We start from the raw sequence: 16,973 nt of genomic DNA, 5'->3' as shown, positions 1-16,973 counted from the left end.
AAGGGAGAGGGGTTTAGCGCGCGAACTTTCCGCGTCGCAAAGCTCATCGCGCTTCGTCCATCAGCTGACGCATGCGGCGGATGCTGGCTTCCAGCCCGTCGAATATCGCCTCGCCGATCAGATAATGGCCGATGTTCAGTTCGGCGAGCTGGGGAATCGCGGCGATCGGCTGGACATTGTCGAAGGTGAGGCCGTGGCCCGCATGCGGTTCGATGCCGTTCTTGGCGCATAGGGCAGCGGCGTCGGCGATTCGGCGCAGCTCCACCTCGATCCCGGCAGCATCCTCGTCCAGCCACAGATGGGCATAGCGTCCGGTGTGCAGCTCGACCACGGGCGCGGCCAGTTGCATCGCCGCCTCGATCTGCCGCGCCTCGGGCTCAATGAAAAGGCTGACCCGGATGCCCGCATCGGTCAGGCGGCCGACCATCGGCGCCAGCGTGTTGTGCATGCCCGCCGCATCCAGCCCGCCCTCGGTGGTCCGCTCCTCGCGCTTTTCGGGCACGATGCACGCGGCATGCGGCTTGTGGCGCAGTGCGATCTCGAGCATCTCCTCGGTCGCGGCCATCTCCAGATTGATCGGCAGCGTGGCCCCGGCCATGATCGTGTCGAGATCGCTGTCGCGGATATGCCGCCGGTCCTCGCGCAGGTGCACGGTGATGCCGTCGCCGCCCGCCTGCTGCACGATCCGCACCGCGCGCATCGGATCGGGGTGATCGCCGCCGCGCGCGTTGCGGATGGTGGCGACATGGTCGATGTTGACGCCCAGACGCAGGTGATGGGTCATGCCGGGCACGCCGCTGCGCTGATCAGGTCATGGCTGAATCCCTTGCCCTGCCAGGGTTCGCCGAACCCTGACTCGAACGCGCCCCGGTTGGTAAAGGCAATCACGACGATATCCTTGTCTGGCAGAATGAAGTTGCGCACGGCGGTGCCGCCGATCGAACCGCGCCGTTCGACGATGCGCACCGGCGCATCGCATCCGGCAATCGGCACCTCGTAGACCCATTGGCCCATGGCGATAAAGCCCTGCTCCGGGCTGCTCTGCCACAATTGCGCCAGGGCTTCGGCACCGATCAGCTGTCCGGTCATCAGGGCCCGGTCGAAATGCCACAGATCGTCAACGGTGCCGAACAAGCCGCCCGACGCGCCGAAGGCGCTCAGATCGAATGGGCGTTCGGGAACTCTGGTGCCGAATTCGCCGATCTCGAACTGATAGGGGAGCCTATCGGGCAGCACGGACGTGTTCAGCGTCTGGGTCTTGAGCGGGGTGGCGATGCGCTCTGCCACCAGTTGCGGCCAGGGCGTGCCCGTGACCGCCTCCAGCAGCGCACCGGCGACGATGAAATCGCAATTGTTATACTCCCAATTGCCACCGGGCGCAGCCTTGGGTGTTCCGGCGCAATAGCCCGTCATCGGGTCGCGGCTGCCGGTATAGCCATGGCCATAATAAGCGGGCAGGGCATCGCCGTCGCGCGGGCTGTCATCGGGATTGGGCAGACCGGCCTGATGCTTGAGCAACTGCCGCACGCTGGCCTTGTCTGCATTGGCAGAGGCAAAGCCCGGCAGATAGCGCGACAAGGGCGCATCCAGGTCGATCCGTCCGGCCTCGACCTGCTGCATGATCAGCACCGCGATCACCTGCTTGGTGACCGAGGCCCAGCGCCAGCGGATGCCGAGGTCGAACGGCTCCTCATAGTCGCTGAGCATGCCCGGCGGGATCGGGCTGTCATAGCTTTTGCGGACGATCACGGAATCGCCCTTTGCTGCGAGCACCACACCGGCAAAGCGCGCGCTGCTGGCAGCGGCGTCGATGCGGGCCTCGGACGATTGCGCAGCCGAAGGTGTGGCCAGCATCAGTCCTGCCAGCGTGGCTGCGGCCCCCAGGGCGCGCCGGAATGCGGCGCTCATGCTGCTTCGGGTTCCTTGCGGCTGCCCGGTTTGGTGGCGGGCACTGCGGCCAGTTCCGGCGGCAACGAATCGGCGGGATAGCTCGGGAAGTTGAGCGAAATCAGCGGGAAGAAGGGCACACCTAGCGAGGCTTCTCCGGCGGAGCGGTCGACCAGCGCACCGGCGGCGATAACCTGGCCGCCGGCTTCATTGACTGCCGCAATCGCCTCGCGCGAGGAAAGGCCGGTGGTGACGACATCCTCCATCAGCAGCACCTTCTGGCCCGGCTTGATGGCAAATCCGCGGCGCAGTTCGAAGGTGCCAGTGGGGCGTTCGACGAACATCGCCTCGACGCCCAGCGCGCGTCCCATTTCATGCCCTATTATAAGGCCGCCCATCGCGGGCGATACGACAAGGTCGATCTGCGCCCGCAGATCGCGCGGCATCCGCGCGGCGAGTGCGCTCGCCAGGCGCGAGGCGCGCATCGGGTCCATCAGCACCCGGGCGCACTGCAGATAGTGCGCGCTGTGCAGCCCGGACGAGAGGATGAAATGCCCCTCCAGCAAGGCCTGGCTGGCGCGAAATTCGGCCAGAATGTCATCATCCTGCATCTTGATATACCCTTTACGTAGCGTCGCCGGGCAGGGGGTCGCCAAGCTGAACCTCCGCTTAAAAAATATCCCTAGATTGGCTTGAGACTGGCGGCAAGCCTGCGTATAGGCACCTGTAGCTATGACGCAAACACGGCAGTGATCCGGCACTATGGGACGTGGACGGATGCCCTGCCTATACAGGGACATTCTACGAATGGCGTTCGCATCTTGGACGAAATCTATTGGTTTCGCAGCCCTTGTTCTCGTTACCGCGCCGATGGCGCTGGCCCAGACGCCGCCCGCTCCGCCGGTGACGGCGCCCACCCCCAGCGCGCAAGCCGCGCCCGCAGCTGCAGCGCCTGAAGCTGCCGCTCCGGCCGCTGCCGCTGAAGCTGCCCCGGCTGACGCTGCCGCATCGGCGCTCGATTCGAGCTACACGCCGATGGCGCCCACCGCCGGCAAGGGCATGCCCGTCGACAAGGGCATCGATTTCCAGGACCAGTATTCCGAGCTTGGCGAATATGCGCACTGGCTCGACACGTCGGTCCTGCTGCCGATCATCGTCGCGATCTCGCTGCTGGTGCTGGGTCTGCTGATCTGGATCATCGTGCGCTATCGCGCTGCCGCCAACCCGGTGGCGTCGAAGGTCACGCATAACACCACCATCGAGGTTATCTGGACGCTGGTTCCGGTGCTCATCCTGGTCGGTGTTGCCGTCCCTTCGATCGATCTGCTCGCCAAGCAGTACAAGCCGGCCCCCGCCGATGCCGTGACCGTCAAGGTGACCGGCTATCAGTGGTACTGGGGCTATAGCTATCCCGACAATGGCGACTTCGAAGTCGTGTCGAACATGCTGAGCGAAGAAGATGCCGCCAAGCGCGGCGAGCCGCACCAGCTTGCGGTGGACAACCGCATGGTCGTCCCCGCCGGTGAGCCGATCCGCATCATCACCACCGCATCGGACGTGATCCACAGCTTCGCGGTGCCTTCGCTCTGGTTCAAGATGGATGCCGTTCCCGGTCGTTCGAACGAGAAGATGCTGATCATCAAGGAACCGGGCGTCTATTACGGCCAGTGCTCCGAACTGTGCGGCGCGCGTCACGGCTTCATGCCGATCGCCGTCGAAGCGCTTCCGCGCGCCAAGTTCGACGCATGGGTCCGTTCGCAGGGCGGCACCGTCAAGGGCGATGAAGTCGCCGCCGCCGCTCCCGCCGCTGCAGCACCCGCCGCAGTTTCGGCAGCCGCCACCACCACTCCCGCAGCAGAAGGCGCGGCCGCAGCCGCTGCCGCTCCTGCAGCCGCTCAGTAAGGACAGGGCAAGACCATGACCACGATTGCAGCCAATCCGGCCGATCTGCATGACCATGATCATGCACATGACGATCACAAGCCCGCGTTTTTCCAGCGCTGGTTCATGTCGACCAACCACAAGGACATCGGTACGCTGTACCTGATCTTCGCGATCGTCGCGGGGATCATCGGCGGTGCGATTTCCGGCCTGATGCGCATGGAACTCGCGCAGCCCGGCGTGCAGTATCTGCAGGGCTGGGCCACGATGATGCAGGGCAGCGAAGCCACGCTCGACCAGGCCTATCACATGTGGAACGTGCTGATCACGGCGCACGGTCTGATCATGGTGTTCTTCATGGTGATGCCCGCCATGGTCGGCGGCTTCGGCAACTGGTTCGTTCCGATCATGATCGGCGCGCCGGACATGGCCTTCCCGCGGATGAACAATATCTCGTTCTGGCTGCTGATCCCCGCGTTCCTGCTGCTGCTCGGCTCGACTTTCGTGCCCGGCGGTTCGGGCCTGGGGGCTGGTACCGGCTGGACGGTCTACGCGCCGCTGTCGACCAGCGGTTCGGTTGGCCCCGCAGTTGACCTTGCCATCCTGTCGCTGCACCTTGCCGGTGCCTCGTCGATCCTGGGTGCCATCAACTTCATCACCACCATCTTCAACATGCGCGCTCCGGGCATGACGCTCAACAAGATGCCGCTGTTCGTGTGGTCGATGCTGGTGACCGCGTTCCTGCTTCTCCTCTCGCTGCCGGTTCTGGCCGCTGCCATCACCATGCTGCTGACCGACCGCAACTTCGGTTCGGCCTTCTTCAACGCCGCAGGCGGTGGTGACCCGGTTCTCTACCAGCACCTGTTCTGGTTCTTCGGCCACCCTGAAGTGTACATCATGATCCTGCCCGGATTCGGCATGATCAGCCACATCATCGCAACCTTCTCGAAGAAGCCCGTGTTCGGCTATCTCGGCATGGCCTATGCCATGGTCGCCATCGGCGTCGTCGGCTTCGTGGTGTGGGCGCACCACATGTTCACCGTCGGTCTGTCGGTTAACATGAAGATGTACTTCACCGCCGCAACCATGGTCATCGCGGTGCCCACCGGCATCAAGATCTTCTCGTGGATCGCGACGATGTGGGGCGGTTCGCTCACCTTCAAGACCCCGATGGTCTGGGCGCTGGGCTTCATCTTCATGTTCACCGTTGGTGGCGTCACCGGCGTCGTTCTCGCCAATGGCGGCGTCGACGACAACATGCACGACACCTACTACGTGGTCGCGCACTTCCACTATGTGCTCTCGCTGGGCGCGGTGTTCTCGATCTTCGCCGGTTTTTACTACTGGTTCCCGAAGATGAGCGGCCGTCACTATAGCGAGCTGCTCGGCCACCTGCACTTCTGGGTGTTCTTCGTCGGCGTGAACGTTCTGTTCTTCCCGATGCACTTCCTGGGCCGTCAGGGCATGCCGCGTCGCTACCCCGATTATCCGGAAGCCTTCGCCTACTGGAACGAGATCGCCTCGCTGGGTTACGCCATCATGGCCGCCGGCATGCTGATCTTCTTCATCAACATCGCCTATGCGCTGGTTGCCGGTCGTCGTGCGGAAGGCAACTACTGGGGCGAAGGTGCAACGACGCTGGAATGGACCCTGTCCAGTCCGCCGCCGTTCCACCAGTTCGAAACGCTGCCCGTCATCAAGTGATCGCAGCAGCTTCGCAACTCCGACAGGGCCGGTAAGGGGCAACCCGAACCGGCCCGGCACCCCTCACCATGCCGGCGAGGGGTTTGCCATATGGGTACCGACATGAGCATGACCGAAGCCGTACCGCAGATTCAGGCGCAGACCGGAGCCATGGCCGCCCAGCAGGGCGTGCTTATGCCCGCGCACTGGCGCGATTTCTGGGCGCTGACCAAGCCGGGCGTGATCCGTCTGGTGGTGTTCACCGGCCTGTGCGGCCTGCTGGCCGCGCCGGGCCATATCCATCCGGTCATCGGCTTTGTCGCGATCCTGTGCATCGCGATGGGCGCAGGCGGTGCCGCCGCGCTCAACCAGTATTACGAATCCGATCTCGACGCGCTGATGAAGCGCACCGCCAACCGTCCGATCCCTGCCGGGCGCATGGAGCGTGAGGCTGCGTTGCAGTTCGGCCTGGCGCTGTCGGGCTTTTCGGTCGTCATCATGGGGCTGGCGGTCAACTGGCTCGCCGCCGGGATCCTGGCCTTTTCGGTCTTCTATTATGCCGTGATCTACACGATCTGGCTGAAGCCCAACACGCCGCAGAACATCGTCATCGGTGGCGGGGCAGGGGCGTTTCCGCCGGTGATCGGCTGGGCCGCCGTGACCGGCGATGTCACGATGCTGCCGATCCTGCTGTTCTCGATCATCTTCTTCTGGACCCCGCCGCATTTCTGGGCGCTCGCGCTGTTCGTGAAGATGGATTATGCGCGCGTCGGCATTCCGATGATGCCCAATGTCGCGGGTGAAAAGTCCACGCGCCATCAGGTGTTCGGCTATTCGCTGGTGCTGCTCGCCACCGTGATGGCACCCGCCGCACTGGGCCTGGTCGGCTGGACCTATGGCATCAGCGCGTTCGTGCTGTCGGCAATCTTCGTGGCGCTGGCTGCGCGCGTCGGTTTCCGCACGGCGGGCGAGGGCGATGCGCTCAAGCCCGAAAAGCAGCTGTTCGCCTATTCGATCGTCTATCTGTTCCTGATCTTTGCCGCCGTGGTCGTCGACCGCGCGGTGGTTCCGGTGATCGCGGCATGACCGATCGCCCGACCCCCGATTTCAGCGATCCTGCAGTGCTCGCTCAGTTGCGCGCCCGCCAGCGCAGCCGCGCGCTGTTCATGGCCGGTATCCTCATCGCCTTGTGCGTGCTGTTCTATGTCATCACCATCGTGAAGATCGGGGTGTGGGGATGAGCAGCGCTGCGATCAGCCCCGACATGGCGCGCCGCAACCGGCGGGCAGGGATCATCGCGCTCAGCCTGGCGCTGGCCATGCTGGGCCTGGGCTATGCTGCCGTGCCGCTCTACCGCATCTTCTGCGAGGCGACCGGCTTTGGTGGCACGACGATGAAGGTCAGCGAAGCGGATGCAGCCAAGGTTGCGGTGACCGACAAGGTCATCACAGTGCGGTTCGATTCGAATGTGTCCTCGGCGCTTCCGTGGCGTTTCAAGCCGGAAAATCCGACCGAAAAGATCACCATCGGCGCGCGCGACATGGCGGCGTTCACTGCCACCAATTTGTCGAGCAAGCCGGTGACCGGGACCGCAACGTTCAACGTCACGCCGACCCAGGCCGGGCGTTATTTCGCCAAGGTGCAGTGCTTCTGCTTCACCGAGCAGACGCTGGCGCCGGGTGAGAAGGTGCGGATGCCGGTGATCTATTATGTGGATCCCGCGATCCTGACCGATCCGGACACCAAGGATATCGAAGAGATTACCCTCAGCTACACCTTTTACCCGCTGGACCAGGCGAAAAAGGGCAGTTAAGGGCTTAGCACAAGACGTTTAAGGGACGACGGGGACCAGAGAGATGGCCGGAACAAAGAACCACGATTATCATATTCTTCCCCCCAGCATCTGGCCGTTCGCCGGATCGATGGCGGCGCTTGTCATGGCGGTTGGCGCCATTCTGTGGATGCACAGCATGGACAAGTCGGGCATCGTTTTCTACGCCGGTCTCGCCGGTGTGATCGGCACGATGTACGGCTGGTGGGCGCAGGTGGTGAAGGAAGCCCATGCCGGCGACCATACCCCGGTGGTGCAGCTGCACCTGCGCTATGGCATGATCCTGTTCATCGCCTCCGAAGTCATGTTCTTCGTCGGCTGGTTCTGGGCCTGGTTCGATTTCTCGCTCTTCCCCTCGACCGCTGACGTGATCGGCGGCGTGTGGCCGCCCAAGGGCGTCGAAGTGCTCAACGCCTTCGAACTGCCGCTGCTCAACACGCTGATCCTGCTCTGCTCGGGCACCACGGTCACCTGGGCGCACCACTCGCTGATCAACGGCGACCGTGACGGCCTGATCAAGGGCCTGTGGCTGACGATCCTGCTGGGCGCCGTGTTCAGCTGCGTTCAGGCCTATGAATATTCGGTCGCGCCGTTCCCGTTCAAGGATCTGAACTACGGTTCGTCCTTCTACATGGCGACCGGCTTCCACGGCTTCCACGTGCTGGTCGGCACGATCTTCCTGATCGTCTGCCTGGTGCGCGCGTACAAGGGCCACTTCACCCCCAAGCAGCATTTCGGTTTCGAAGCGGCTGCCTGGTACTGGCATTTCGTCGACGTGGTGTGGCTGTTCCTCTTCCTGGTCATCTATGTCTGGGGTGGCTGGGGCGCTGCGACGCACTGATAGTTTCGAGTAACCAGTGATGACCGATCAGCCCGGCTGGCATATCGCCCAGATAAATGTCGCCCGGCTGATCGCGCATCCTGAGGATCCGGTCGTAGCCGGGTTCATGAATATGCTCGATGGAATCAATGCCATTGCCGAGCAGTCCGATGGCTATGTCTGGCGGTTGCAGAGCGACAGCGGCAACGCAGTGGATCTTCAGCCGACTCCCGATCCGCGGTTCGTGGTCAACATGTCGGTCTGGCGCGATCCTGCCAGCCTGTTCGATTTCGTCTACCGCAGCGCGCACACGCCGGTGATGGCGCGTCGGCGCGAGTGGATCGAGCGGATGGACAGCGCCTATCAAGCGCTCTGGTGGGTGCCAGCGGGGCACATTCCCGGGGTTGATGAAGGGCTCGCTGCGCTGTGGCGGCTCGACCGGTTCGGGCCCAGCCCGCACGCTTTCACGTTCAAGCAGCAATTCCCGCATCCCGGCACGGCGATGCCTCCGGTCGACTGGAAACCTGATCCCTGGTGCATCGGGCGTGCCTGAGGGCACGAACCCGCGATCGCCGCTGATCCAGGCTGCCCTTTTTGGCGAATGCCCTTCCTGCGGTGCGCGCACGCTGTTTGCCGGCTGGGTCCGCTTCGCCCCCCGCTGCCGTGCCTGTGGCCATGATTTTTCGGCCTATAATGTCGGCGATGGCCCTGCGGCGTTCCTGATCCTCGTCATCGGCGCGCTGGTCTCCGCGCTTGCGGTCGTGCTTCAGGTCAAGGCGAGCCCGCCCTTCTGGGTGCATGTCCTGCTCTGGGTGCCGCTGACCTTTGCGCTGGTCATCCTGTCGCTGCGCGTGTCGAAGGCGGCGATGCTGATCCACGAGGCGCGCGCCGAGGTGCGCGAGGGGCGGATCGACGAATCTGGCAAGGACGAAACGTGAAAAAACTGCCCTTCTGGCCCACTTTGATCGTCGGCATCGCCATCGCGGTGATGATCGGCCTGGGAGTCTGGCAGATGCAGCGCATGGCCTGGAAAGAGGCGTTGCTGGCCGAATATGCCAGCGCCGCCGACAGGCCCGCGATCAGCTGGCCGCAAGTGCCCGATCCGGACGCGCTGCCGCTCTACCGCAGATCAGGCGTCACCTGCCTCGAGGTCACTGGCTGGCGCTCGTCGAGCGGGCGCAGCGCCAGCGGCGCAGCGGGCTGGGTGCATATCGCATCCTGCCGCACCGGGGCCGAAGGGCCGGGGGCACAGGTGGTCGCCGGATGGTCTCAGCGCCCGGGTGATCCGGCGTGGCGGGGAGGGCCCGTCAGCGGCGTTATCGCGCCCGATAGCACGCACCTGATCCGCCTGGTTGCTTCGCCGCCGGTTGCGGGCCTGGGACCGGTACAGAAGCCCTCGCCAGAGGATATTCCGAACAACCACTGGGCCTATGCGGTACAATGGTTTTTATTCGCGGCCATCGCTGCCGTTATATATGGTCTGGCAGTCGCAAGGCGGACGCGATCCCCATCGTCCGCATGACGCCGTAAGGAGAGACCATGCTGGGCGGACATTTTTACGGTTTTCACCGGGTCACCCATTCGGACCTGCCGATGCTCGAGCAATGGCTGAAGACTCCCGAGGTCCAGCAATGGTGGGGCGACCCCAAGCATGAGCTTGCGCTGATCGTCGAGGATATGGACAATCCCGACATGGTGCAGCTGATCGGCATGCTCGATGGCCATCCGATTGCCTATATCCAGCATTTCGAGGTCCATGCCTGGCCGCAAAAGCATCTGCAGGACCTGCCCCAGGGTGCGCGCGCGGTCGATTGCTTCATCGGCATCCCCTCGCTGATCGGCAAGGGCCATGGTGCAAAACTGCTGGCGATGCTGGCCAAGCAGCTCGCCGCGCAAGGGGTGCGCGTGCTGTGCATCGATCCCGATCCGGACAACCAGCGTGCCCGCAGCGCCTATGTCAACGCCGGCTTTGTTGAGCACGGGCTGATCGAAACGCCCGAAGGTCCGGCGGTGCTGATGTTCTACGAAAGCCCCGAAGAGGACTGAGCGGGGCGCGCGGATTGTAACGCGCCGGTTGCATGGTCAGGGCAGGACCGCTAACGGGTCCACCCCATGGACTATATCAGCACCAGGGGGGAAGCCGCGGCGCTCGATTTCGAGGGCGTGACGCTGGCAGGTTTGGCAAGCGATGGCGGGCTGTACGTGCCGCGCGCCTGGCCGAAATTCACACATGCAGAGATTGCTGCGATGGCCGGGCTGACCTATGTAGAGCTGGCGGTGCGGATCATGGCCCCGTTTGTCGCCGGAAGCCTGAGCGAGGCCGAGCTGCACGGTCTGTGCGAGGCGGCCTATGGGCGCTTTTCGCACAAGGCGGTAACGCCGCTGGCCCAGGTCGATGAGAGCAACTGGCTGCTCGAGCTGTTCCACGGCCCCACGCTGGCGTTCAAGGATGTGGCGCTCCAGCTGCTCGGGCATCTGTTCGAACGCTTCCTGTCGAACCGCGACACGCATCTGACGATCGTCGGCGCGACCTCGGGCGATACCGGATCGGCTGCGATCGATGCGGTCGCCGGGCGCGAGAAGGTCGATATCTTCATGCTCCACCCCGATGGCCGCGTCTCGGACGTGCAGCGGCGGCAGATGACCACGGTGCTCGCCCCCAATGTCCACAATATCGCGATCGACGGCAGCTTTGACGATGCGCAGGCGATGGTGAAGCGCATGTTCGGCGATCCCGATTTCGCCGGTCGCTTCTCGCTGTCGGCGGTCAATTCGATCAACTGGGCGCGGCTGATGGCGCAGATCGTCTATTATTTCGCCGCCGCGCTGCAGCTGGGCGCGCCGCACCGCCCGGTCGCCTTTTCGGTGCCCACCGGCAATTTCGGCGATGTGTTTGCCGGCTATGTCGCTGCGCAAATGGGGCTGCCGGTGGCGCGGCTGATCGTTGCGACCAACGTCAACGACATCCTGCACCGGGCGATCAGCGCGGGCGACTATTCGGCAGGCAGCGTCACGCCCACCGCGGCACCGTCGATGGACATCCAGGTCAGCTCCAATTTCGAGCGGCTGCTGTTCGATCTCGAAGGCCGCGATGGCGGGCTGACGGCTGCGCGGATGCGGGGTTTTGAAGCGACCCGTGCGATGCAGCTTTCGCCCGAGATGCGCCTCCAGGCCGAGGCGCTGTTCTCCAGCGCGCGCATCGACCCCGAGGAAATGGGCATTGCGATGCGCCGCGCATGGGACGAGGCGGGGCAGATGATCGATCCGCATACCGCGATCGGGCTGGGCGCGGCCCACCGGTTGCAGGATTCAGGCGTGATCGACCGCGCGATTCCCTGCGTCACGCTGGCGACCGCGCATCCCAGCAAGTTCCGCGATGCGGTCGAGCGCGCCACCGGCCTGCGTCCGCGTCTGCCTGCGCGGGTTGGCGACCTGTTCGAGCGTGCCGAACGGTTCGACAAGCTGCCCGGCGACTATATCACCGTGCGCGATTATATCGCCGAGCGCGCCGTTCCGGCGAAGGGCTGAGCACCGCGCGATGGCCGAGCTTGACCCGCAACCGTTGCTGATGATCGGCGAGCCACGCGCCGATTACACGCTGATCGACAGCGGCGGCGGGCGCAAGTTCGAGGCTTACGGACCCTATCGCTTCATCCGCCCCGAACCGCAGGCGATGTGGCCGACGCGGCTGCCCGATTGGGACGCCGACGGCGCGTTCATCCCCGGATCGGACGAGGATGGCGGCGGGCGCTGGCAGCTGGAGCCGAACGTTCCGCGCGATGGCTGGCCGCTCGCCTGGGAAGAGGTGCAGCTCACTGCCCTCAATACGCCGTTCCGGCATCTGGGCTTCTTCCCCGACATGGACCCGGTCTGGCGCTGGCTGCGCGGGCATATCGCGGCGCATGCGGGCGAGAAGCGCGCCAGGGCGCTCAACCTGTTCGGCTATACCGGCGTCGGTACGCTGGCGATGGCCGCGGCGGGCGCGGAACTCACCCATGTCGATGCGTCGAAGAAATCGGTCGCAGCGGCGCGCGCCAATGCGGCGCTGTCGGGCATGGAAGCGCTGCCGGTCCGCTGGCTGGTCGATGATTGCGTCAAGTTCGCCGCGCGCGAGGTGCGCCGGGGCAAGCGCTATGACGCGATTCTGCTCGACCCCCCCAAATTCGGGCGCGGCCCCGAAGGCGAGGTGTGGAAGCTGGAAGAGCATCTGCCCGCGCTGATCGCCGATTGCCGCAGGTTGCTGGACGAACAGTCGGCTTGCCTGTTCCTCACCGTCTATGCGGTGCGCATGTCGGCGCTGGCGCTGGGCGAACTGCTCGCGGCGCATTTTGCCGATCTGCCCGGCAGGATCGAGATCGGCGAACTGGCGGTGCGCGAACAATCGGGCGGGCGGCTGCTGCCCACCGCGATCTTCGCGCGCTGGTCGAACGGGTGAAACACTTGCGCTTGGCCGCGCAATTTGCCAACGCGCGCTGACATTTGGACAGATCAATCGTTATTCCCGCGAACGCGGGAATCCCGCTTTCGCGCTGACGGTGAAGAATTGCCGGACCCCGCCATCGCGGGGGTGACGAACCCTGAACTACACGGAAATAGGCCCAGCATTTGACCGATACCACTCCCGATAGCCTGATCCTCGAAATCGCCGATCTCGACGTCAACGTCCTGACCGGCATCTATTCGGAGGAAACCAAGCTGCCCCAGCCGCTGCGCTTCACCATCTGGGCGGAGATGCTGGCTCAGGATCATTACGCGCCCGATACCCCGCTTTCGGCGTCGAAGAATTATATGGACCTCAAGCATGCAGCTTCGACCGCGCTGCCCGAAGGCGTGCATTTTACGCTGATCGAGGCGGTGGCCGATCATGTCATCGACACGCTGTTCCTGCAGGATCCGCGCATCTGGCGGCTCAAGGTGAAGATCATCAAGCTCGCGATTGCAGAAGCTGGCGAGTCGATCGGCATCACCTTGACGCGGACGCGCAGGTGAGCCGCCCGGTCGCTGCCCCGCTGGCGCTGGTTACCGGCGGCTTTCGCCGGGTGGGCGCGGCCATCGCGATGGAGCTGGCCCGCGCCGGCTATGCCATCGCGCTGCATGGGCGCAGCGACCTGACACCCGAACCGGAACTGGCGGCGACGCTGGCAGCCGAGGCGACCGACTGGGCGGGCTTTGCCGCAGACCTGTCCGATCCGGCTGCCCCGCAGGCCCTGATCGACCAGGTGACCGCGCATTTCGGCCGCGCGCCGGACCTTCTGGTCAACAATGCGTCGCTGTTCGATTATGACGACTGGCAGAGCATGTCGGCGCAGATGCTGGCCGATCATTTCGCGGTCAACCTGTTCGCGCCGATGCTGCTGACGCGCGCGGTGGTGGCCGGGGCGGGCGAGGGGAGGGTGCCCTCGATCGTCCAGATCATCGACCAGCGGGTGCGCAACCCCAATGGCGACCAGTTGAGCTACACCCTCTCCAAACAGGCGCTCGCCGAATCGATCCGCACATTGGCCCGCGCCTTTGGTGCCAGGGCCCGGGTGAACGGCGTCGCACCAGGCCTGACGCTCGCCACCAGCGACTATGACGATGCGCAGATGGCCCGGCTTGCCGCGCGCATGCCGCTGCATCGGCTGTCGGCTCCGGGAGACATTGCGCGCGCGGTGCGTTACCTTGCGCAGGAGCCTGCCATCACCGGCCAGTTGCTTTTCGTGGATGGCGGTGCCCATATGCTGAGCATGGAGCGCGACTTTGTCTTCATGGACAAGCAGGACCAAGCCTGAACCCGCGCACGACACTGGAGACCGACATGCGATTGACTGCCACTGCATCCCTTCTGGCGCTGACTCTCGCGGTCGCGGGCTGCGGCAGCCATGACGGCGGCGGCGATCCGGTCAAACGCGTCGATCCCGCGAGCCTCGAGGTCAAGGACGAAGCCGCTGCCGAGCCCGATGCGATCCTGCGCGTCGACGAGGTGGTGCTGCGCAATCCCGATCTGTCGACGCTCGCCCGTGCGATCAAGGCGGCGGACCTCGGCGCGGCGCTTGCCGCCGACAAGCCGATGACGGTGTTCGCGCCCGATAATGGCGCGTTCGACAAGCTGGGTGTCGATGCCCTGGCCGAGTTGCTGCTGCCCGAGAACAAGGCGCGGCTGGCCGCTGTGCTCAACTATCACGTCATCCCGGGGCGGCTGACCGTGGCGGACCTGCGCAAGCAGATCGGCGACAAGGGGGGCAGCATCGAGCTTATCACGCTGCAGGGCGAGAAGCTCAACGCATCGATCGAGCTCGATCAGGTGCGGCTGGCGGATGCCAGCGGCGATGTCGGATCGCTGCACCAGACCGATCTTGCCGCGAGCAACGGCATGGTCCATGTGATCGACCAGGTGCTCTCGCCGCAGGAATAAGGCGCGGGCTCTCCGGCTGGGTTGCTCGCCCCACCTGCGTCAGGGCAGGGGCGTTGGTGAGCAATGCGGCGAAACGCTCAGCCGCCCGCCAGCGCCGCATTGGCGGCACGCAGCTTGCGGTCGAGCGCATGGTTGATCTGGCGCTCGATCACCGTGCGGGCATCGGGGTGCAGTTCCAGATACTGACGCAGCTTGGGCGCGGAGACGCACCAGAAGCGGCTGTCGCTGGCAAGCCTGACGGTGCCGGTGGCAGGCTCGCCGCTGAGCGCGGTCGCATCGCCGATCAGGTCGCCGCTGGTGACCGTGCCGACATGGTTGCCGTGCAGCGAAATCTCCGCCTCGCCCTCATGCAGGTAGAACAGATGGCTGATCGCCTCACCCTCGTTGATCAGCACTTCGCCCTCGCGGCCCGTGATCCAGTTGCCCTGGTCCATCAGGTGCCGGGCACCGGCGCGGCTCATCTCGCTCATGAAGCTCGCCCGCAGCGCCTCTTCTTCGGCGGAGAAGCGCGAATTGCGCTCTGCCATCAGATAGCGCAGCAGCATCGATGCGCCGATCACCAGCAGCACGAAGAACCACAGGGCCAACCCCAGATCATTGGCAAAGCCCAGCGCATAGGTCAGGCCCAGAATGGCCGAGAGGACGATGCCGAGTCGCATCCACGGCATGGGCGGCGCGATCAGCGCCACCGCCAGGATCATGAACGACAGATGCCCAAGCCATGCGCCATCTGAAAATCCCAAGCCCAGCTTCATTGCCTTGCCTCCCTATGTGCCGGTTACCATGGCAAATATGCTGCGTTGCGGCAAGCTTGGCGCAGGGCAGGGGCAGCACGGGCCCGCTGGCAGGGGCCGCAGATTTTTGCGCGCATTCCTAAAGGATTGCCTTGAAACTGGCAGGCGAACCGGCGATAAGAGCAGGCAAGACAAGACTAAGGGGTCGCATCGTTAGTCTATCGGGGGCCGGTTCCTCACGGAGCCGGGGGTAAAAGCGACGATGCACAATTCATGGCTTTGGGCCGTTCAACGCGTGGGTGGAATCCGTGCCGCAATTGCGGGCATGGCCTGTCTTGCTCTGGCGATCGGCGCTTTCTTCATCGCGAATTTCGCAGCCGCCGACCGGCTTGAGGCACAGGCGGCCAGCACCGCCGCGCGCGGCACGCATATGGGCGTGGGCAGCTGCGCGGGTTCGACCTGTCATGGCCGCAACGAGGCCGATGGCGAAGTCGTGCGTCAGGACGAATTGTGGCGCTGGCAGGAAGAATCGACGCCCGGTGGCGCGCACAGCCGCGCCTTCCGCGTGCTGGGCGAACCGCGCAGCCTGGCGATCGGCAAGAAGCTGGGCATCGGCGATCCGCGGTCGGCAGCGATCTGCCTGGGCTGTCACTCGACTCCGGCTGCGGCCAAGGGCGCGCGCTTCCAGGTCAGCGATGGCGTCAGCTGCGAAGCCTGCCATGGTGCCGCCTCGGGCTGGCTCTCCAGCCATTATGCCACCGGCACCAGCCATGCGCGCAACGTCTCGCAAGGCATGATCCCGCTCGAAAGTGCGCAGGCGCGCGCTGGCGTGTGTCTCGATTGCCATCTGGGCAACGACGCGCCGGGCCAGTTCGTCAACCACCGCATCATGGCGGCGGGCCATCCGCGCATCTCGTTCGAGCTCGACCTGTTCTCGACGCTGACCCAGCATCATGACGAGGATGCCGATTACCGCCAGCGCAAGGGCAAGCCCAATTCGATGCGCATGTGGGCGGTGGGCCAGGCGATCGCGCTGGAACGTTCGCTCAGCCTGTTCGGCAAGCCTGGCCTGGCCCAGGAAGGCGTGTTTCCCGAATTCTATTTCTTCGACTGCCATAGCTGCCACCGCCGCATCTATGACGAGGAGGACGCGCGTCCGGCCAAGCTTTCCAACCCTGGCCGTCCGATCCCGTCGGGCATGCCGCCCTATAATGACGAGAACATGATCATGCTCTCGGCAGCGGTGCGGATCGCAGCGCCGGGCATGGCTTCGCAATATGAAGCCCAGGCGCGCGCTTTCCACGCCGCGATGGCGCAGGGCCGTGGTCCGGCCGTCGAGGCGGCCAACCGGCTGCGCCAGACCGCGATGGCGCTGGCTGACCAGTTCAGCCGCACCGACTTCAGCCGCGCGCAGACCTTCTCGATCATGGAATCGATCGCCAGCGAGGCGATTTCTCCGCGCTTCACCGATTACGAGGGCAGCGTTCAGGCAGTGATGGCCGTCGATACGCTGCTGAGCGGGCTGGTCACGCAAGGTCAGGTGTCGGGGGGCGCCGCAACCTCGCTACGGGCGCAGATCAACCAGGCCTATGCCGCAGTGGCTGAGCCCAATGCCTACAAGCCGCTGGAATTCCGCCGGGCCCTCGGCGGAGCAGTGCGGACCATCCGGTCGCTGCAATAAGACCGGCTGGGCAGGGAGATGACCAAAGTGGGACGTTTTGGTGAGTTTGGTTCAGTGATGTC

20 protein-coding genes are annotated in these 16,973 nt (G+C 64.7%); 16 read left to right on the top strand and 4 right to left on the bottom strand.

Going from position 1 to position 16,973, the window contains the following annotated elements; genetic code table 11:
- Positions 1-43: 43 nt before the first annotated feature.
- From OU999_07225 to pyrE, 3 genes are read right to left on the bottom strand one after another with little or no spacing between them, the layout of a single operon-like run.
- Complete coding sequence (locus OU999_07225; GenBank protein WAC24967.1) at positions 44-784, bottom strand: pyridoxine 5'-phosphate synthase; 741 nt, start codon at positions 782-784, stop codon at positions 44-46.
- Complete coding sequence (locus OU999_07220) at positions 781-1,908, bottom strand: serine hydrolase (GenBank protein ID WAC24966.1); 1,128 nt, start codon at positions 1,906-1,908, stop codon at positions 781-783. Before OU999_07220 ends, OU999_07225 begins: the two co-directional genes overlap by 4 nt.
- The gene (gene pyrE / locus OU999_07215) at positions 1,905-2,498 is read right to left on the bottom strand and encodes an orotate phosphoribosyltransferase (GenBank protein WAC24965.1); all 594 of its coding nucleotides are present in this window, start codon (positions 2,496-2,498) and stop codon (positions 1,905-1,907) included. The genes OU999_07220 and pyrE overlap by 4 nt, the downstream gene beginning before the upstream one ends.
- Before the next feature lie 259 nt (positions 2,499-2,757).
- Between pyrE and coxB the strand changes: the two genes are divergently transcribed.
- The 15 genes from coxB to OU999_07140 all read left to right on the top strand — a co-directional run bounded on the left by coxB (position 2,758) and on the right by OU999_07140 (position 14,496).
- Positions 2,758-3,789, top strand: a complete 1,032-nt coding sequence (gene coxB, locus OU999_07210) for a cytochrome c oxidase subunit II (protein WAC24964.1) — start codon at positions 2,758-2,760, stop codon at positions 3,787-3,789.
- Positions 3,790-3,804: 15 nt separating this feature from the next.
- Positions 3,805-5,472 (top strand): cytochrome c oxidase subunit I, encoded by a 1,668-nt coding sequence (gene ctaD, locus OU999_07205; protein WAC24963.1) that lies wholly within the window; start codon positions 3,805-3,807, stop codon positions 5,470-5,472.
- Positions 5,473-5,622: 150 nt separating this feature from the next.
- Positions 5,623-6,537, top strand: a complete 915-nt coding sequence (locus OU999_07200) for a heme o synthase (protein WAC25374.1) — start codon at positions 5,623-5,625, stop codon at positions 6,535-6,537.
- A complete protein-coding gene (locus OU999_07195) occupies positions 6,534-6,692 on the top strand; it encodes a hypothetical protein (GenBank protein ID WAC24962.1) in 159 nt (52 codons plus the stop codon). Before OU999_07200 ends, OU999_07195 begins: the two co-directional genes overlap by 4 nt.
- Positions 6,689-7,264, top strand: a complete 576-nt coding sequence (locus tag OU999_07190) for a cytochrome c oxidase assembly protein (protein WAC24961.1) — start codon at positions 6,689-6,691, stop codon at positions 7,262-7,264. The genes OU999_07195 and OU999_07190 overlap by 4 nt, the downstream gene beginning before the upstream one ends.
- 43 nt (positions 7,265-7,307) lie before the next feature.
- Positions 7,308-8,123 (top strand): cytochrome c oxidase subunit 3, encoded by an 816-nt coding sequence (locus OU999_07185; GenBank protein ID WAC24960.1) that lies wholly within the window; start codon positions 7,308-7,310, stop codon positions 8,121-8,123.
- A 19-nt stretch (positions 8,124-8,142) separates the two neighbouring features.
- Positions 8,143-8,655, top strand: a complete 513-nt coding sequence (locus tag OU999_07180; GenBank protein ID WAC24959.1) for a DUF3291 domain-containing protein — start codon at positions 8,143-8,145, stop codon at positions 8,653-8,655.
- The gene (locus OU999_07175; GenBank protein ID WAC24958.1) at positions 8,648-9,040 is read left to right on the top strand and encodes a DUF983 domain-containing protein; all 393 of its coding nucleotides are present in this window, start codon (positions 8,648-8,650) and stop codon (positions 9,038-9,040) included. The genes OU999_07180 and OU999_07175 overlap by 8 nt, the downstream gene beginning before the upstream one ends.
- Positions 9,037-9,624: an SURF1 family protein gene (locus OU999_07170; protein ID WAC24957.1), complete on the top strand. Its 588-nt coding sequence runs from the start codon at positions 9,037-9,039 to the stop codon at positions 9,622-9,624. The genes OU999_07175 and OU999_07170 overlap by 4 nt, the downstream gene beginning before the upstream one ends.
- A 17-nt stretch (positions 9,625-9,641) precedes the next feature.
- Positions 9,642-10,148, top strand: coding sequence for a GNAT family N-acetyltransferase (locus OU999_07165; GenBank protein ID WAC24956.1), 507 nt, complete (start codon positions 9,642-9,644; stop codon positions 10,146-10,148).
- A gap of 66 nt (positions 10,149-10,214) precedes the next feature.
- Complete coding sequence (gene thrC / locus OU999_07160) at positions 10,215-11,630, top strand: threonine synthase (GenBank protein WAC24955.1); 1,416 nt, start codon at positions 10,215-10,217, stop codon at positions 11,628-11,630.
- Positions 11,631-11,640: 10 nt separating this feature from the next.
- The gene (locus OU999_07155) at positions 11,641-12,537 is read left to right on the top strand and encodes a class I SAM-dependent methyltransferase (protein ID WAC24954.1); all 897 of its coding nucleotides are present in this window, start codon (positions 11,641-11,643) and stop codon (positions 12,535-12,537) included.
- A 170-nt stretch (positions 12,538-12,707) separates the two neighbouring features.
- Entirely contained in the window at positions 12,708-13,091 is a 384-nt protein-coding gene (locus tag OU999_07150) for a dihydroneopterin aldolase (GenBank protein WAC24953.1), read from the top strand.
- Positions 13,088-13,873 carry an SDR family oxidoreductase gene (locus OU999_07145; GenBank protein ID WAC24952.1) on the top strand — a complete coding sequence of 262 codons (786 nt, stop codon included), beginning with the start codon at positions 13,088-13,090 and terminating at the stop codon, positions 13,871-13,873. The genes OU999_07150 and OU999_07145 overlap by 4 nt, the downstream gene beginning before the upstream one ends.
- A 26-nt stretch (positions 13,874-13,899) precedes the next feature.
- Positions 13,900-14,496, top strand: coding sequence for a fasciclin domain-containing protein (locus OU999_07140; GenBank protein ID WAC24951.1), 597 nt, complete (start codon positions 13,900-13,902; stop codon positions 14,494-14,496).
- Positions 14,497-14,573: 77 nt separating this feature from the next.
- Here the strand turns inward: OU999_07140 and OU999_07135 are convergent, their stop codons facing one another.
- Positions 14,574-15,251 (bottom strand): cyclic nucleotide-binding domain-containing protein, encoded by a 678-nt coding sequence (locus OU999_07135; protein WAC24950.1) that lies wholly within the window; start codon positions 15,249-15,251, stop codon positions 14,574-14,576.
- Between the two features lie 304 nt (positions 15,252-15,555).
- Here OU999_07135 and OU999_07130 point away from each other — a divergent pair, with 304 nt between their 5' ends.
- On the top strand, positions 15,556-16,911 hold the full coding sequence (locus tag OU999_07130; protein WAC24949.1) for a multiheme c-type cytochrome: 1,356 nt from the start codon (positions 15,556-15,558) through the stop codon (positions 16,909-16,911).
- Positions 16,912-16,973: the final 62 nt, after the last annotated feature.

Origin of the sequence: Blastomonas sp. SL216, from assembly GCA_026625625.1 — a bacterium.
Classification (GTDB): Bacteria; Pseudomonadota; Alphaproteobacteria; order Sphingomonadales; family Sphingomonadaceae; genus Blastomonas.
The sequence above is the reverse complement of the archived record's forward strand: the minus strand, read 5'-3'. Positions and strand labels throughout refer to the sequence as shown.

Bases quoted from the DNA above. Each gene is read 5' to 3' on its own strand.
- OU999_07225 (WAC24967.1), bottom strand. From the start codon at position 784: ATGACCCATCACCTGCGTCTGGGCGTCAACATCGACCATGTCGCCACC.
- OU999_07220 (WAC24966.1), bottom strand. From the start codon at position 1,908: ATGAGCGCCGCATTCCGGCGCGCCCTGGGGGCCGCAGCCACGCTGGCA.
- pyrE (WAC24965.1), bottom strand. From the start codon at position 2,498: ATGCAGGATGATGACATTCTGGCCGAATTTCGCGCCAGCCAGGCCTTG.
- coxB (WAC24964.1), top strand. From the start codon at position 2,758: ATGGCGCTGGCCCAGACGCCGCCCGCTCCGCCGGTGACGGCGCCCACC.
- ctaD (WAC24963.1), top strand. From the start codon at position 3,805: ATGACCACGATTGCAGCCAATCCGGCCGATCTGCATGACCATGATCAT.
- OU999_07200 (WAC25374.1), top strand. From the start codon at position 5,623: ATGGCCGCCCAGCAGGGCGTGCTTATGCCCGCGCACTGGCGCGATTTC.
- OU999_07195 (WAC24962.1), top strand. From the start codon at position 6,534: ATGACCGATCGCCCGACCCCCGATTTCAGCGATCCTGCAGTGCTCGCT.
- OU999_07190 (WAC24961.1), top strand. From the start codon at position 6,689: ATGAGCAGCGCTGCGATCAGCCCCGACATGGCGCGCCGCAACCGGCGG.
- OU999_07185 (WAC24960.1), top strand. From the start codon at position 7,308: ATGGCCGGAACAAAGAACCACGATTATCATATTCTTCCCCCCAGCATC.
- OU999_07180 (WAC24959.1), top strand. From the start codon at position 8,143: ATGACCGATCAGCCCGGCTGGCATATCGCCCAGATAAATGTCGCCCGG.
- OU999_07165 (WAC24956.1), top strand. From the start codon at position 9,642: ATGCTGGGCGGACATTTTTACGGTTTTCACCGGGTCACCCATTCGGAC.
- thrC (WAC24955.1), top strand. From the start codon at position 10,215: ATGGACTATATCAGCACCAGGGGGGAAGCCGCGGCGCTCGATTTCGAG.
- OU999_07155 (WAC24954.1), top strand. From the start codon at position 11,641: ATGGCCGAGCTTGACCCGCAACCGTTGCTGATGATCGGCGAGCCACGC.
- OU999_07140 (WAC24951.1), top strand. From the start codon at position 13,900: ATGCGATTGACTGCCACTGCATCCCTTCTGGCGCTGACTCTCGCGGTC.
- OU999_07135 (WAC24950.1), bottom strand. From the start codon at position 15,251: ATGAAGCTGGGCTTGGGATTTTCAGATGGCGCATGGCTTGGGCATCTG.
- OU999_07130 (WAC24949.1), top strand. From the start codon at position 15,556: ATGGCCTGTCTTGCTCTGGCGATCGGCGCTTTCTTCATCGCGAATTTC.